At 53.8% G+C, this 15694-nt stretch carries 11 protein-coding genes; 6 read left to right on the forward strand and 5 right to left on the reverse strand.

Going from position 1 to position 15694, the window contains the following annotated elements:
- Positions 1-35: 35 nt before the first annotated feature.
- Together FDW88_RS13625 and FDW88_RS13630 are read right to left on the reverse strand one after the other, a co-directional pair.
- Positions 36-722, reverse strand: a complete 687-nt coding sequence (locus tag FDW88_RS13625) for a GntR family transcriptional regulator (RefSeq protein WP_137362742.1) — start codon at positions 720-722, stop codon at positions 36-38.
- Between the two features lie 37 nt (positions 723-759).
- Entirely contained in the window at positions 760-2670 is a 1911-nt protein-coding gene (locus FDW88_RS13630) for a fructose-specific PTS transporter subunit EIIC (RefSeq protein ID WP_137362743.1), read from the reverse strand.
- 241 nt (positions 2671-2911) lie between these two features.
- Here FDW88_RS13630 and FDW88_RS13635 point away from each other — a divergent pair, with 241 nt between their 5' ends.
- From FDW88_RS13635 to hemH, 4 genes are all read left to right on the forward strand, one after another.
- Complete coding sequence (locus FDW88_RS13635) at positions 2912-5203, forward strand: pyruvate formate lyase family protein (RefSeq protein WP_137362744.1); 2292 nt, start codon at positions 2912-2914, stop codon at positions 5201-5203.
- Between the two features lie 5 nt (positions 5204-5208).
- Positions 5209-6117: a glycyl-radical enzyme activating protein gene (locus FDW88_RS13640; RefSeq protein WP_249354886.1), complete on the forward strand. Its 909-nt coding sequence runs from the start codon at positions 5209-5211 to the stop codon at positions 6115-6117.
- 165 nt (positions 6118-6282) lie between these two features.
- On the forward strand, positions 6283-6927 hold the full coding sequence (gene adk / locus FDW88_RS13645) for an adenylate kinase (RefSeq protein WP_115259192.1): 645 nt from the start codon (positions 6283-6285) through the stop codon (positions 6925-6927).
- Positions 6928-7149: 222 nt separating this feature from the next.
- A complete protein-coding gene (hemH, locus tag FDW88_RS13650) occupies positions 7150-8112 on the forward strand; it encodes a ferrochelatase (RefSeq protein WP_137362745.1) in 963 nt (320 codons plus the stop codon).
- On the opposite strand, the gene aes is transcribed toward hemH, so the two are convergent.
- Entirely contained in the window at positions 8109-9068 is a 960-nt protein-coding gene (aes, locus tag FDW88_RS13655) for an acetyl esterase (protein WP_137362746.1), read from the reverse strand. The two genes, hemH and aes, sit on opposite strands and share 4 nt — an antisense overlap.
- 153 nt (positions 9069-9221) lie before the next feature.
- On the opposite strand from aes, the gene FDW88_RS13660 reads away from it, so the two are divergent.
- Positions 9222-10526: an inosine/guanosine kinase gene (locus tag FDW88_RS13660; RefSeq protein WP_096758024.1), complete on the forward strand. Its 1305-nt coding sequence runs from the start codon at positions 9222-9224 to the stop codon at positions 10524-10526.
- A 104-nt stretch (positions 10527-10630) separates the two neighbouring features.
- Here the strand turns inward: FDW88_RS13660 and ybaL are convergent, their stop codons facing one another.
- Together ybaL and FDW88_RS13670 are read right to left on the reverse strand one after the other, a co-directional pair.
- On the reverse strand, positions 10631-12310 hold the full coding sequence (ybaL, locus tag FDW88_RS13665) for a YbaL family putative K(+) efflux transporter (protein WP_115259190.1): 1680 nt from the start codon (positions 12308-12310) through the stop codon (positions 10631-10633).
- 225 nt (positions 12311-12535) lie between these two features.
- Entirely contained in the window at positions 12536-13756 is a 1221-nt protein-coding gene (locus FDW88_RS13670; protein ID WP_115259189.1) for an MFS transporter, read from the reverse strand.
- Positions 13757-13918: 162 nt separating this feature from the next.
- Between FDW88_RS13670 and ushA the strand changes: the two genes are divergently transcribed.
- A complete protein-coding gene (gene ushA / locus FDW88_RS13675) occupies positions 13919-15571 on the forward strand; it encodes a bifunctional UDP-sugar hydrolase/5'-nucleotidase UshA (protein WP_135912446.1) in 1653 nt (550 codons plus the stop codon).
- Positions 15572-15694: the final 123 nt, after the last annotated feature.

Raw genomic sequence — 15694 nt, forward strand, 5'->3', positions numbered from 1 at the left:
CGTAAAAGGGCAACGCAGGTTGCCCTTTTTTATGCTTAACGCATCGACACCGTGGTTACGCTATTGGTTGCCAGCGTTTCCTGGGTGTACTGTGCCAGCTCGCCGCTTTGCAAATAGACTTTGTGCTTAATACACAGGCTGATTTGTCCTTCCGGTAAACGTAACAGCCACGCTTCATCTGCATTGAGTATTTTCCCCGACCAGATTTTTACATCGTGACTGATGGCGTAGCCGCAGGTTTGCTCAATATAGTGCAGCACCGACTGGCGACAGTTTTCCTCAGTGAACGCCGGGAACAACGCCCGCGGCATCCAGGTTTCTTCAATGATAGTCGGCTGCTGGTTGATGATGCGCATGCGACGATAGTGGATCAGCGGTGTATCTGATGGTAAGTCGAAAAGCGCGGCGATCTCGGGATCGCTCGAAAGTGCGTCGTAACTGAGTACCACGTTGTCCAGCGTCTGATCGCGGTGTATACGCTCTGATAAGGTAATGACATTGTTGTCCTGATAAAACTCCGGCGGGTTCACGAAGGTCCCTGAACCCTGCCGGGTATGGACAAATGACTCTCTTTTCAGCCGCGCAACGGCTTTCTGAATAGTCGGTCGACTGACGCCATAGCGTTCTGCCAGCGCATGTTCACCTTCGACCGGTTCACCGGCAGCGTATTCCCCTTTGAGGATTTTCTCTCTTAACAACAGGTAGATATCAAGATACTTCATGGCGTCCGTTCTGGCGCGTCTGACGACGCGCCCTTGGTTAGGCTTGCGATTGAACGAGTAATTGCTGCTTTTTCGCCATTCTAAGTCGTTTGAGCACAATAGCAATTGCGGCTGTGGTGATAATGCCGCCGCTCATTGCGATCAACGCCATCAGTGGCTGATCGAAACCGCCGAGCAGCACGATAATTGGCCCACCATGTGCGACATTGCAATGTAATCCGAAAACAAAACCGAGGATGCATGCCACCGCAGAGCCAATCATGTTGGCTGGAATAACAGACAGCGGATCGCGGGCGGCAAAGGGAATCGCGCCCTCAGAAATTCCGACCAGTCCCATCGCCGCTGCCGCCTTACCGTTTTCGAACTCCTCGTCATCAAATAACGTAAAGCGTCTGCCAATAAAGGCCGCCAGCGCCATACCCAGTGGCGCAACCGGAATGGCCGCTGCCTGCGCGCCCATAAACTGAGTTTGCCCCTGGGCGATAAGACCCACGCTGAACATGAAGACCACTTTGCCAAACGGTCCCCCCATATCAAAGCCCTGCATTAGCCCCATCACCAGACCGATTATAATAATATTACCCGTGGAAAGGTTGGTCAGCAGATGATTCAGGAAGGCCATCAGATCAGCAACTGGTGCACCAATAACAAAGATAAATAATGCGGCGATGAAGGCGGTGCCCGCAATCGGCGCGATCATGATAGGCACCAGCGGCAGCAGCATTTTGTGCCATGAAAGGTGGGTCAGCCAGCGGATGAAATAGCCCACCAGCAGTCCGGCAATAATTGCACCGATAAACCCGCAGCCGGCGCTGGCTCCGTAAAACGAACCGGTATTGGCAATCCAGCCGCCGATAAGCCCTGGAGCCAGGGCGGGCCGCTCGCCAATGGCGAATGCAATATACCCGGCGAGGACCGGAATCATCAGCGTGAAGCCAACGACGCCGACATTCAGTACTTGATTCCACAGGCTTCCTTCCGGGATAGCCAGTCCGGACGGTGTCGGCACGCCACCCAGTGCCAGCGCGAGGGCAATCATTAACCCGCCGGTGACCACAAACGGGATCATATAGGAGACCCCATTCATCAGAGACTTGTACAACTGGCTGCGTACCGTGGTGCTCGACGTCTGGGTCTTCGCTGTGGCTCTCGCCTGGTAAGGCTGTGCCGCCAGGGCTTGGTGAATCAATCCCTGTGCATCTTTGATGGCCGCTTTGACCCCGGTAATCACCACCTTTTTGCCATTAAAACGGTCCAAATCGACCTGCTTATCGCAGGCGACGACAATGGCGTCAGCCCGGGCGATATCAGCGTCGCTGGGTGCATTTTTGACGCCAATAGAGCCGTTGGTTTCAACAATGGCTTCATAACCCATTTCCGCAGCGGCTTTTTCCAGCATCTCAGCGGCCAGGTAAGTGTGCGCGATACCCACCGGGCAGCCGGTTACGCCGATAATCAGCCCACGAGAGGCCTCAGCACTAACCTTTTCGTGACACGCCTCTTGTTGGCAGAAATAGTCCACGACCGCCTGAACGTCCTGACAGGCCAGGATCTGCCTGACGCTGTCCTCTTCGACCAGACGTGAAGAGATCTGTGCCAACACATCGATATGCGCAGTGCTGGCCTGTTTTGCTGAGGCGATCATCAGGATCAGATGTGTCGGCTGGCCATCTTCCGCGCCATAATCAATGCCCTGACGGCTGATACCTATCGCCACCGCCGGTGATAAAACGCTGTCGCAACGTGCGTGCGGCAGCGCAACGCCGCCTTCAAATCCAGTATTCCCGGTCTCTTCTCGTGCCCATACCTCCTGGAGAAACGCGTCGGTGTCGCGAATTTTATTCGCACGCAATAACAGGTCGGCGAGTTCAGCAAGTGCCGCGTCTTTTTGGTTTGATTTGAGATCCAGACAAATCAACGCCGGTTGAACAAGGTCGTTTATCTTCACAGTAGACTCTCTATGATTATTTGTATTTACAACTTTCGCAAAGGCTAAAAGTTTACCTGCGAAATTATCTTGATATTGATCATCTCTTTAGATGCGTATTTGACTGTTATTTCGGTTATGCAGGCTGTTTCACACAATGTGATTGATGATGATTTGTTCGTTTATTGATTTTTGATTTAGGTCAAAGATCGTAATTTGTAATTACAAGTTAATAGGGGACGTTTCTTTTGGAGGCAGGGCCGTGAGCAAACAAGCGATTATCGCCGAACAAGTTGATGTGAATAAAAAGATCCCGTGCGAAAAAAGCCCGGAAGAACAACTCGCGATTATGGAGGCCTACACCGAGGCGTTTCAGTCAACCCCGGAGCGTTTTCAGCGCGAGGTCCGCTGTCTGCAGGCGCTTTACCCCACGCTGTTCCGCCGTCCCTGTGCTGACGATCTGATCCTGGGACGCGTCGATGCGCTGCCGATTGGTTTTGGCTGCGTCACCTCCGTTGGCGGTGTGGGTCATTACTGCAATTTTGCCCGGCTGGACGAACTGCGGAAAATGCTGGAGTTCCCCGACCAACAATACCGAATCGATGTGCTTGAGCGCTTCTGGCGCGAGCATGACACCCGTTCCGTCTATTTTCGCCAGGCGCTGACCGATGACACGCTCGGCAAATTCGTTGACGTTAACTTTCCGGCGATTGCGACGGCGCGTTTAAGCGGCATGTATCTGGATTATCCGCAGTTGATGACGCTTGGGATCGGTGGGTTGCTGCAACGCATCGAACAGCAGCAACTGCAGGCTGAACGCGCCGGGGATGAGGCCGCGGTGCAGTTACAGCAATCTTTCAAGGACGTACTGGGCATTTTGCAGCAGGTGATTGACCGTCACATTGAAATAGCTGCCGATGAGATGGTGGAATGCACGGATGTGGAGCGCTGCAAGCATCTGCTGCTGTTAATGCGCGAGTTGGGCGCTATTCGTCATGACAAACCTGCAACTTTCATCCAGGGGATTGAACTGAGCTGGCTCTACAGCCTGTGTGCTGGCGTGGTGAATTATGGCCGTATGGATGACTACCTGGGTGATTTATTGGTGGCCGATCTTGACGCCGGACGTCTAAGCGAACGCCAGGCCATTGCGTGTATCCGTTCCCACTACCGCCTGATTGAAGCGCGGAAAACCACGGTGAATGGTCGCGTGGTGGTTGGCGGGAAAGGGCGGCGTAACCCGAAAAATGCGGATGTCTATTGTCGACTGGCGATCCAAGCCGTTGAGGAAAATGGTGATACGGAACCGCAATTTACTTTACGTATTTATCAGGGAATGGACAACGCAATCTGGCAACAGGCATTGACGGTGATTGGCACCGGCCTGACCTATCCCATTCTGTATAACGATGACGTCAATATTCCGGCGGTGATGGACGCGATGCAGGTGGGGGAAACGGAGGCCGAGCAGTATGTTCCTTTTGGCTGCGGCGAGTTTGTGCTGGCCGGGCGAAGTGTAGGCACGCCGAATACCTGTATTAACCTGCTTAAAATTCTCAATATCTCGCTCAGTGGCGGCATCGATTTTTGGGATGGTAAACAAAAAAGCGGCGGTGTGGCGTTAACCCCGCCAGAACAGATATCGTGCTTTGATGACGTGCTGAATAACTACCAGCGGTTGCTGGATTACTACATTGATATCACGGCGCACGCTCAGGCGTTGTCGTATCGGGTGATGAATGAACAGGTCGGCTTCTTGTTTACCTCGATCCTGACGGCAGACTGCGTGGCGCGCGATAAGGCGCTGCTTGACGGCGGCGTGCGCTACCTCGGCGGTACTAACGAAACCTATGGCAATACCAATGCGGCAGATTCACTGGCGGCAATCAAACAGGTTATTTTTACCGAGCAGCGTTATGACTACACAACGTTGATTGCGGCGCTGAAAGCGGATTTCGTGGGCTATGACGACCTCAAGCGGGCACTGATCGCGGCGACCAAGTTTGGTAATGATGACAATGCGGCGGATGACCTGGCGGTGATGATGCATCGCTATGTTTGTACCGGCGTACGCGATGCGGCGAGGCGAGTAGGGCTGGACAGCTATCTGGTGGTGATCATCAACAATCAGGTGAATACCGAATGGGGGCGTGCAACCAGCGCTTCAGCCGATGGGCGGCATAAAGGTATTTATATGAGCAACGCCAACAACCCGCAGAGTGGGGCGGATAAAAATGGTCCGACGGCGATGCTGAACTCACTGCTGAAACTGGAGGCAAAATATCACGCTGGTTCGGTACAAAACATTAAATTCAGCAAAGGGTTATTCAACACCCGTCGCCCGCTGGTGGAGGCGTTGATGCACTCTTATTTTGAGCGCGGCGGGCCGCAGTTGATGGTCAGCGTGGTGGGTAAGGGGGAGTTGGAGGCGGCGTACCAACACCCGGAAAACTACCCTAATTTGATTGTTCGCGTCGGTGGTTTTAGCGCGCGTTTTGTCAATCTGGACCGAGATGTACAGCAGGAAATCCTGAACCGTACGCTGAACGACTGAGGTGGATGATGAGCGAAGCGGGCACGGTTTTTGATATTCAGAAATTTTCACTGCACGATGGGCCGGGGATCCGCACCACCGTCTTTCTGAAAGGATGCCAGATGCGCTGTGTCTGGTGCCACAATCCGGAGTCGCTGAGAGCCGAAAAGCAGCTGGCGTTTCTGGAACATAAGTGCCTGCAATGTCAGCGTTGCGCAGAGGTCTGTCCGCACGGATGCCACCAGTTTTCCCAAGGGCGGCATGAGATAGATTATGCCGCCTGTCAGGCGTGCGGACGCTGCGTTGAGGCATGTCCGGCGCAGGCGCTTAAAATCTATGGGCAGACCCGGAAGGTGACTGAGATCCTTGAAGAGGTCATCAAGGATAAACCCTACTTTGACAAAACCGGGGGCGGCATAACCTTGTCCGGCGGGGAGGCGATGTTCCAGTTTCCCTTTGCGCTGGCGCTGGCAAAAGCGGCGAAAACCGCCGGTTTGCACGTCTGTCTTGAAACGAACGGCGCCTCTCGTCCCGAGCGGTATCGCGAAATCGCCCCGTGGGTGGATCTGTTTCTTCTCGATTACAAAGTGACCGACGCGCGTGCACATAAAGCCCATACCGGTATTGCGAAACACGTGGTGGAGAGCACGCTGGACACGCTTAATGAGATTGGCGCACAGGTGATCCTGCGCTGCCCGCTGATTCCGGGATATAACCTCAATGATGCGCATCTGGCGGCGATCCGCACGATAACCGAACGCTATGCGGCTATCCTGCACAGTGAAATATTGCCCTACCATAATCTCGGCATGGCGAAACATCGTGAGCTTGGACAGATCCCGGTATGCACGATTAGCGTACCGGATGAGGCAACGGTGGCACAGGCACTGGAAAAATTGAATCAGAACGCAGGAAAGACCGTGCGTCGGGGGTAAGCGCGGGGTGTTTGGGTAGAATATAGCGTACGCAATTAATGATATTTCACGATATCCTGCTGTTAAACGTTTCAGCGTCAAGCGCCTTTCTTGAGCCAATTGCGTGATGGTGGTATCGTTTAGCGCTTTTTTAAAATATCGACAACCTTTAAGGGGATTTTTGTAATGCGTATCATTCTGCTTGGCGCTCCGGGCGCGGGTAAAGGGACTCAGGCTCAGTTCATCATGGAGAAATATGGTATTCCGCAAATCTCCACCGGTGATATGCTGCGTGCTGCCGTGAAATCTGGCTCCGAGCTGGGCAAACAAGCGAAAGACATCATGGACGCCGGTAAACTGGTGACCGATGAGCTGGTGATCGCGCTGGTCAAAGAGCGTATTACACAGGAAGACTGCCGTAATGGTTTCCTGCTGGACGGCTTCCCACGTACTATTCCGCAGGCTGACGCCATGAAAGAAGCGGGTATCGTTGTGGATTACGTTCTGGAATTCGCGGTACCGGACGAACTGATCGTTGACCGTATTGTTGGTCGTCGCGTTCACGCGGCATCTGGCCGTGTTTATCACATCAAATTCAACCCACCTAAAGTTGAAGGCAAAGACGATGTGACCGGCGATGAACTGACCACCCGTAAAGATGACCAGGAAGAGACCGTGCGTAAGCGTCTGGTTGAATACCATCAGATGACTGCCCCGCTGATTGGTTACTACCAGAAAGAAGCTGAAGCGGGTCAAACCAAATACGCGAAAGTTGACGGTACGCAGGCTGTTGCCGCTGTTCGCGCTGACCTGGAAAAAATCCTCGGTTAAGTTTTAGCGTTGTGAACCCTTTATCAGGCCTGCCATTATCTCGTAGGCCTGATAAGCGCAGCGCCATCAGGCAATCGGTGCCGGATAGCGGCGTAAACGCCTTATCCGGCCTACCGGTATCGTTAGCGCCATCAGGCATATTCTTACCTCTCGCAGCAATTAGTTCTTCTTCCTCGCTTTTCCGCTACAATTATCAACAATTTGAATCAATACGAGGCGGTAATGCGTCAGACGAAAACCGGTATCCTGCTGGCAAATCTCGGCACCCCCGATGCCCCCACACCCGAAGCAGTTAAACGTTATCTGCGCCAGTTTTTAAGCGACACACGCGTGGTCGATACTCCCCGTCTGCTGTGGTGGCCGCTGCTGCGCGGAGTGATCCTGCCGCTGCGCGCGCCGCGCGTCGCGAAGCTATACCAGTCAGTCTGGATGGATGAAGGCTCGCCGCTGATGGTCTACAGCCGCCGTCAGCAACAGGCGCTGGCAAAATGCCTGCCGGATACGCCGGTTGCGCTGGGGATGAGCTACGGTTCCCCCTCGCTGAAAAGCGCGGTCGACGAACTGCTAGCGAGCGGCGTTGAGCACATTGTGGTGTTAACGCTGTATCCGCAATACTCCTGCTCAACGGTGGCCGCGGTGTGGGATGAACTGGCGCGCATTTTAGCGCGCAAGCGTGCGATCCCCGGCGTCTCCTTTATTCGCGATTATGCAGACGACAGCGCGTATATTGATGCGCTGGCCAAAAGCGCCCGAGATGCGTTTGCCCGGCACGGCGAACCCGATTTACTGCTGCTTTCTTACCACGGTATTCCACAGCGCTACGCTGATGAAGGCGATGATTACCCGCAACGCTGTCGCGATACCACGCGGGAGCTGGTGTCGGCGTTAGGGCTGCCGCCGGAAAAGGTGATGATGACCTTCCAGTCACGCTTCGGTCGGGAACCATGGCTGACGCCGTATACCGACGAAACGCTCAAAATGCTGGCGGAAAAAGGAACCCGACATATCCAGGTCATGTGTCCGGGATTTGCTGCTGATTGCCTTGAAACGCTGGAAGAAATCGCCGAGCAAAATCGGGAGATTTTCCTCGAAGCGGGCGGGCAGAAATACGAATATATTCCGGCACTGAATGACGCACCGGAACACATCGAAATGATGCTGAAACTGACCGCTGCCTATCGCTAAAGCTGCGCTCTGAAGAAACGCGCGCCATCCCGCAAGGCATCGTCGGCGGTTTTCATCATCCGCGAGTAATGCAGGAAGGCGTGCAGCGTGCCGAGGTACATTTTGTACTGACAGGGCTGCCGATGCGCCTGGAGCGTCTGGAACAGTAAGCGGCTGTCGTCAATCAGCGGGTCAAACTCTGCACTGGCGATAAAACACGGCGGCACATCGCGGGTGAGATCGTTGTTAAATAAACAATAGTACGGCGACTCGCGCTCATCGACGCTGTGTAGATAGGCGTCTTCGTACATCTGCAGATCGTCTCGCGTTAAGCCATCCCATTCTCCGCCCATCAGTCGTCGGCTGAGCGAATCCCGTAAACCGTACAGCCCGTACCACAACAGCACGCCCGCGACCTTACCGCAGGCAATTTGCTTATCGCGTAGCCACAGTGCGCTGGCAAGTGCCAGCATGGCGCCCGCGGAATCACCAGCAAAACCGATATTCTCTACGTTCAGCGCATAGTCAGCGGCATGGTGATGAAAGTACTGGCAGGTCGCGACAATTTCTTCGATGGCCTGTGGAAAGCGCGCTTCCGGCGAAAGTGAATAGTCGATGCCAATTACCGTGCAGCGCGTGTAACTCGCCAGCAAGCGCATAATGCGATCGTGCGTATCCAGATTACCGAGAATAAAACCGCCGCCGTGCAAATAGTACAGCGTGGCCTGGCTATGGGGTTGGGGGGAGTAAATCCGCGTCGCCACCGGGCCGCACGCGGTAGAAATGATGCACTCCCGGGTACTCATCTGCGGAGCATCGGCATTCCAGAACTGACGCTCGTGCACGTAGTGTTGGCGTTGGGCAACGAAATCATCCGCGGCGGGCCACGGCGGCAGGTCATCGCGATGAAAGTTCACCACGCTTTTCATTTCGTCTGAAATAAGGTCGAGGACGGGGATCTTGTTTTCCGGCTGCATAAAACGCTCCTTGCAAAAGGTGATGTATTGTAGAAATTAACGGCAGATAAACTGCGATCTCACCGCCCGATATTGAAAATTAGCACCGCGTCGCGCGCGCAGGAGGGAATGTGCTACCATGCATCGCTCAGTTAACCACCCGTAAAATCGACCATGAAATTTCCCGGCAAACGCAAATCCAAACACTATTTTCCCGTCAGCGCGCGCGATCCGTTGCTGCAACAAATTCAGCCTGAAAACGAGACCAGCGCCGCCTGGGTCGTCGGTATCGACCAGACTCTGGTGGATATAGAAGCCAAAGTCGATGACGACTTTGTGAAGCGTTATGGATTAAGCGCCGGGCATTCTCTGGTGATTGCTGATGATGTTGCTGAGGCGCTCTATCAGGAACTGGTGCGTGAAAATTTAATCACCCATCAGTTTGCGGGCGGAACCATCGGTAACACCATGCACAACTATTCGGTACTGGCGGATGACCGCTCTGTATTGCTGGGCGTCATGTGTAGCAACATTGAGATTGGTAGCTACGCGTATCGCTATTTATGCAATACCTCCAGCCGTACCGATCTGAACTACCTGCAGGGCGTTGACGGGCCGATTGGTCGCTGCTTCACGCTGATTGGCGAATCCGGCGAGCGTACCTTCGCCATCAGCCCCGGTCACATGAACAAACTGCGGGCGGACAGCATTCCCGAGTCGGTGATTGCCGGTGCCTCTGCGCTGGTGCTGACCTCATATCTGGTGCGCTGCGAACCGGGCGAGCCGATGCCGGAAGCGACCATGAAGGCCATTGAGTTCGCCAAAAAGCACAATGTCCCGGTGGTGCTGACCTTAGGAACCAAATTCGTTATTGCGGATAACCCGCAGTGGTGGCAGGAATTCTTGAAAGAGAATGTCTCCATTCTGGCGATGAACGAAGAAGAAGCCGAAGCGCTGACCGGCCTGAATGACCCGCTGCTGGCATCTGACAAAGCGCTGGATTGGGTGGATTTGGTGCTGTGTACCGCCGGTCCGGTGGGCCTGTATATGGCTGGGTTTACGGAAGATGAGGTCAAACGCAAAACGCAGCATCCGCTGCTGCCGGGCGCCATTGCCGAATTCAACCAGTACGAGTTCAGCCGCGCGATGCGCCATAAAGACTGTATCAACCCGTTGCGCATTTATTCGCACATTGCCCCGTACATGGGTGGCCCTGAGAAAATCATGAACACCAACGGCGCGGGTGACGGTGCGTTGGCGGCCTTGCTGCATGATATTACGGCAAACAGCTACCATCGCGGCAATGTGCCGAACTCCAGCAAGCACAAGTACACCTGGCTGACCTATTCCTCGTTAGCGCAGGTGTGTAAATATGCTAATCGCGTGAGTTATCAGGTGCTGAACCAGCATTCACCGCGCCTGACGCGCGGATTGCCGGAGAAGGAAGACAGCCTCGAAGAGGCTTACTGGGAGCGTTAAGCGGTATTGCGCGACATTGCCCGGTGGCGTTATTGCTTACCGGGCCTGCATAATGCGGTGTACCCGCAGGCCGGATAAGCGCTAGCACCATCCGGCACACAACATTAACTGGCGGTAGCAACGTTACCCGCTGGTGGCGTTTCAATCAGTTCCAGCATGGTGCGCGCGATTTCACGTTCACCCATCACCACCTGATTAGCACCACGCTCGGTAATGTATTCCACTTCATCGTCATAATGCGCGCGGGCGATAATCTCAATCGTCGGGCACTTCTCACGCGCGGAAGCCACAATCTCACCGGCTTCATAACCATTCGGGATGGTCAGCAGCAGCCAGCGCGCACAGTCCAGATGCGCCAGGTTCATGATCTCTTCGTTGGCTGCATTGCCCAGTACCGCGCGGATCCCACGTTCACGTAGCTCGTCCACGCGAGTCCGCGACGTTTCGATAACCACCAGCGGGATACCCGCAGCCATCAGTTTTTCACCTAACAAGCTACCGACGCGGCCAAAACCGACCAGCAGGGCATGATTACAGATATCGACCGGGATTTGCTTCTCTTCTTCGATAGCTTCTTCCAGCGTCTGCTCTTCCAGCGTTTCGGTTTTTGCGAGGTATTTTTCCAGCACGGCGAACAGCACTGGATTTAGCATGATGGACAGGATGGCCCCGGCCAGCACCAGGTTTTGTCCCGCCTGTGGTAACAGGTTAAGCGCCATGCCAAGGCCGGCGAGGATAAAAGCAAATTCGCCAATCTGCGCCAGGCTGGTGGCAATGGTGAGCGCTGTGCGCTGAGAGTGACCGAACAGGCGCACCAGGAAATAGGCGGCGAGGGATTTACCAAAGATGATAATTGCCAGCGTGCCCAGCACAGCCAGCGGTTGCTGGATCAGGACCAATGGGTCGAACAGCATGCCGACGGAAACAAAGAACAGCACCGCAAATGCATCACGCAGCGGCAGGGTGTCATGCGCCGCACGGTGGCTCAGTTCAGATTCGTTCAGCACCATACCGGCGAAGAACGCGCCCAGTGCGAAGGAAACATCGAATACTTCTACGGCACCAAACGCGATACCTAATGCGAGTGCCAGTACCGACAGGGTAAACAGTTCACGCGAGCCCGTGGCGGCGCTACGGGCCATGATCCACGGCACCAGGCGACGACCGACCAGCATCATAATGGCGATAAACGCGATTACTTTACCGATGGTGATGCCCATATCAACGGCCAGTGACGCAAAGCCAACGTTGTCTTTTTCCAGCATACCGGCGATGGCTGGCAGGAGAACCAGCGTTAGCACCATCATCAGGTCTTCAACAATCAGCCAGCCAATGGCGATCTGCCCGCGCTGGCTGTCAATCAACTGTCGTTCTTCAAGCGCGCGCAGTAGCACCACGGTACTGGCGGTAGACAGACATAATCCAAAGACGATACCGACCATCAGCGACCAGCCCAGCACAGCTGAAAGCGCCATACCCAGCAGCGTCGCCACGGCTATCTGGGCTATCGCACCGGGAATGGCGATGGACTTTACCGCCATTAAATCCTTCAACGAAAAGTGTAGCCCCACGCCGAACATCAGCAGGATCACGCCAAGTTCTGCCAGTTCCGGCGCAAGCTTGGTATCCGCAACAAAACCAGGTGTAAATGGACCGGCCAGAACGCCCGCTAACAGATATCCCACCAGAGGAGAAATACGCAGTTTATTGGCAAGCATGCCAAATATAAAAGCGAGCACAAGGCCGCCAACAATGGTGGTGATAAGCGGGGTGGCGTGATGCATTCCGTCTCCTTTGATTGCTGTGGTGATCCTGAAAACCCTAATTACGAGTAATAGTTTATGACAATTTTAATGTTTATGTTTATGAATAATTATTGAAATTTGATGAAAACAGGAATTTAGTCGTAAAAAAGCACGGATCGGATAACTGCGGGGGGGAGCATAGAGCAAACGCTGATGGTCACTGTAAGTGATGGCGGCCAAAGTTTACTTTTGGCCGCCATAAAATCAGGCTTTATGTCGGTTATCAGGTAAGAATATGGTCAGTATCCCCAGAAGAGGCAGGAAAGCACATATTTTATAGACCAAATCAATACTGGTATGGTCGGCAACCAGCCCTAACACCGCGGCCCCTAAGCCGCCCATGCCAAAGGCAAAACCGAAAAACAGCCCAGAAACCATGCCGATACGCCCCGGAAGCAGCTCCTGAGCGTATACCAGAATGGCAGAAAAGGCCGATGCCAGGATAAAACCAATGATCACGGTTAAAATCCCGGTCCATTCCAGCGTTGCATAGGGTAAAACGAGGGTAAATGGCGCTACGCCGAGGATAGAGCCCCAAATGACATATTTTCTACCGATTTTATCACCTAGCGGTCCGCCAATAACCGTCCCTGCCGCAACGGCAAACAGGAACGCAAACAGGTGGAACTGCGCATTTTGTACCGATAATCCGAATTTTTGCATCAGATAAAAGGTGTAATAGCTGCTGATGCTCGCCATATAGAAGTATTTGGAGAAAATCAGCACCAGCAGGATGCTAATCGCCAGCACCACCTTGTTGCGCGGTAGCGGGTTAACGATGGCGACTTTCGGCTTACCTTTACTCATCCGATGTTGGGCCGAATACCAACGGCTGATTTGCGCCAGTACCACAATCGCTAACAACGCGGCCAGCACGAACCACGCTACATTACCCTTACCGTATGGCGCGATGATGACAGCCGCCAGCAATGGCCCCAGAGAACTGCCGAAGTTACCGCCCACCTGGAAAATAGACTGGGCCAGACCATGGCGACCGCCGGAAGCCATCCGTGCCACGCGAGACGATTCCGGGTGAAACACCGATGAACCTGTGCCGACCAGCGCGGCGGCGAGCAGCACCATATGGAAATTACCGGCCATTGCCAGCAATACCAGTCCACTCAGCGTGAAGCACATGCCAATAGGCAGTGACCATGGCATCGGATATTTGTCTGTCCAGTAACCTACCACCGGTTGAAGCAACGAGGAGGTAAGCTGGAAAGTCAGGGTAATCATCCCGATCTGCATAAAGCTCAGCGAGAACTCTGACTGCAACAGCGGATAAATCGCCAGGATCAGCGACTGGATCATATCGTTGAGCAGGTGAGAAAGGCTGATCGCCCCTAAAATGCCAAACGAGGTGCGTGCTTTTTGCGACGGCGCAGCAGAGCCGGGGAGCGGTTGAGCGGTTTGATTGGTAGCCATAGGTCCACTTCAGTAATGATGAGACAGGAACAGGTGTAATTATTATCCGACTAACATACCTGCGGAAGGTGTTTGAAGGAAGTCTCATTTCTGAAAACATTTTCGGCTATTATTTCATATCATTGTAATTTCAGCGGTTGATATTGGGTCAGGGAGAGAAGCATGAAATTTTTGAAACGGGGCGTGGCGCTGGCATTATTTGCCGCCTTTGCGCTGGCAGGTCAGCCTGCTCAGGCTTACGAAAAAGATAAAACCTATAAAATAACCATTCTGCATACCAACGATCATCACGGCCACTTCTGGCGCAGCGAATACGGCGAATACGGACTGGCGGCGCAAAAAACGCTGGTGGACGGTATTCGTCATGAGGTGGCAGCCGAGGGCGGAAGCGTCCTGTTACTTTCCGGCGGCGACATTAATACCGGTGTACCGGAGTCCGATCTTCAGGATGCTGAACCGGATTTTCGCGGCATGAACCTGATTGGCTATGACGCGATGGCGGTGGGAAACCACGAATTTGATAATCCGCTGACCGTGTTGCGACAGCAGGAAAAATGGGCCAAATTCCCGCTCCTCTCCGCCAACATCTACCAGAAAAGCACCGGTGAGCGTTTATTCAAACCCTGGGCCATCTTTAAGCGCCAGGATTTAAAAATTGCCGTTATCGGTTTAACCACCGACGACACGGCGAAAATTGGCAACCCGGAGTTCTTCACCGACATCGAGTTCCGTAAACCTGCGGATGAAGCCAAGCTGGTGATTCAGGAACTCAATATGGGTGAAAAGCCCGATGTCATTATTGCCACCACGCACATGGGGCATTACGACAACGGCAACCACGGCTCCAACGCTCCAGGCGATGTGGAAATGGCGCGTAGCCTGCCCGCAGGCGCGCTGGCGATGATTGTGGGTGGTCACTCACAGGATCCGGTGTGCATGGCATCGGAAAACAAAAAGCAGGTGGATTACGTACCAGGTACCCCGTGTGCGCCAGATAAACAAAATGGTATCTGGATCGTCCAAGCGCACGAGTGGGGAAAATACGTAGGCCGCGCGGACTTTGAATTCCGCAACGGCGAAATGAAAATGGTCAACTACCAACTCATTCCGGTAAACCTGAAGAAGAAAGTGACCTGGGATAACGGCAAAAGTGAGCGCGTACTTTTCACCCCGGAAATCGCTGAAAACCCGCAAATGCTTTCCCTGCTAACGCCGTTCCAGAATAAAGGCAAAGCGCAGCTGGAGGTCAAAATTGGTAGCGTTAATGGGCGTCTGGAAGGAGACCGCAGCAAAGTCCGTTTTGTTCAGACCAATATGGGGCGTCTGCTACTGGCGGCGCAAATGGCGCGCACCGGTGCTGATTTTGGCGTGATGAGCGGTGGTGGCGTCCGTGACTCCATTGAAGGCGGCGATATTACCTATAAAAGCGTGCTCAAGGTTCAGCCGTTTGGCAACATAGTGGTCTATGCCGATATGAGTGGTAAAGAGGTGGTTGACTATCTGACCGCCGTCGCGCAAATGAAGCCGGACTCGGGTGCCTATCCGCAATTTGCCAACGTTAGCTTTGTGGCGAAGGACGGCAAGCTTAACGATTTGAAAATCAACGGCGAGCCCGTCGACCCGGCCAAAACCTATCGCATGGCGACGCTGAGTTTCAACGCCACCGGCGGTGATGGCTATCCGCGAATTGATAACAAACCGGGTTATGTGAATACCGGGTTTATCGATGCGGAAGTATTGAAAGAGTATGTGCAGAAGAATTCACCGTTGGATGCCAGTGCGTTTGAGCCGAAGGGTGAAGTTAGCTGGCAATAACAGGGCTATTTTGTTCGCCATTTTGAACGCGGGCAGTGCTCGGAATCCTCACGTACTACATGTACGCTCCGGTTCCTGCGCGCTGGCCGAGTCCAAACTGCCTTCACCAATAACGCCCTGTAG

This window comes from Citrobacter sp. wls829 (assembly GCF_005280825.1).
In the GTDB taxonomy this organism is placed as follows: Bacteria; Pseudomonadota; Gammaproteobacteria; order Enterobacterales; family Enterobacteriaceae; genus Citrobacter; species Citrobacter gillenii.

What these genes read in the sequence shown, in the direction of transcription:
- adk (WP_115259192.1), top strand. Translation starts at nt 6,283, where the DNA reads ATGCGTATCATTCTGCTTGGCGCTCCGGGCGCGGGTAAAGGGACTCAG.
- hemH (WP_137362745.1), top strand. Translation starts at nt 7,150, where the DNA reads ATGCGTCAGACGAAAACCGGTATCCTGCTGGCAAATCTCGGCACCCCC.
- FDW88_RS13640 (WP_249354886.1), top strand. Translation starts at nt 5,209, where the DNA reads ATGATGAGCGAAGCGGGCACGGTTTTTGATATTCAGAAATTTTCACTG.
- aes (WP_137362746.1), bottom strand. Translation starts at nt 9,068, where the DNA reads ATGCAGCCGGAAAACAAGATCCCCGTCCTCGACCTTATTTCAGACGAA.
- FDW88_RS13670 (WP_115259189.1), bottom strand. Translation starts at nt 13,756, where the DNA reads ATGGCTACCAATCAAACCGCTCAACCGCTCCCCGGCTCTGCTGCGCCG.
- ushA (WP_135912446.1), top strand. Translation starts at nt 13,919, where the DNA reads ATGAAATTTTTGAAACGGGGCGTGGCGCTGGCATTATTTGCCGCCTTT.
- FDW88_RS13625 (WP_137362742.1), bottom strand. Translation starts at nt 722, where the DNA reads ATGAAGTATCTTGATATCTACCTGTTGTTAAGAGAGAAAATCCTCAAA.
- FDW88_RS13660 (WP_096758024.1), top strand. Translation starts at nt 9,222, where the DNA reads ATGAAATTTCCCGGCAAACGCAAATCCAAACACTATTTTCCCGTCAGC.
- ybaL (WP_115259190.1), bottom strand. Translation starts at nt 12,310, where the DNA reads ATGCATCACGCCACCCCGCTTATCACCACCATTGTTGGCGGCCTTGTG.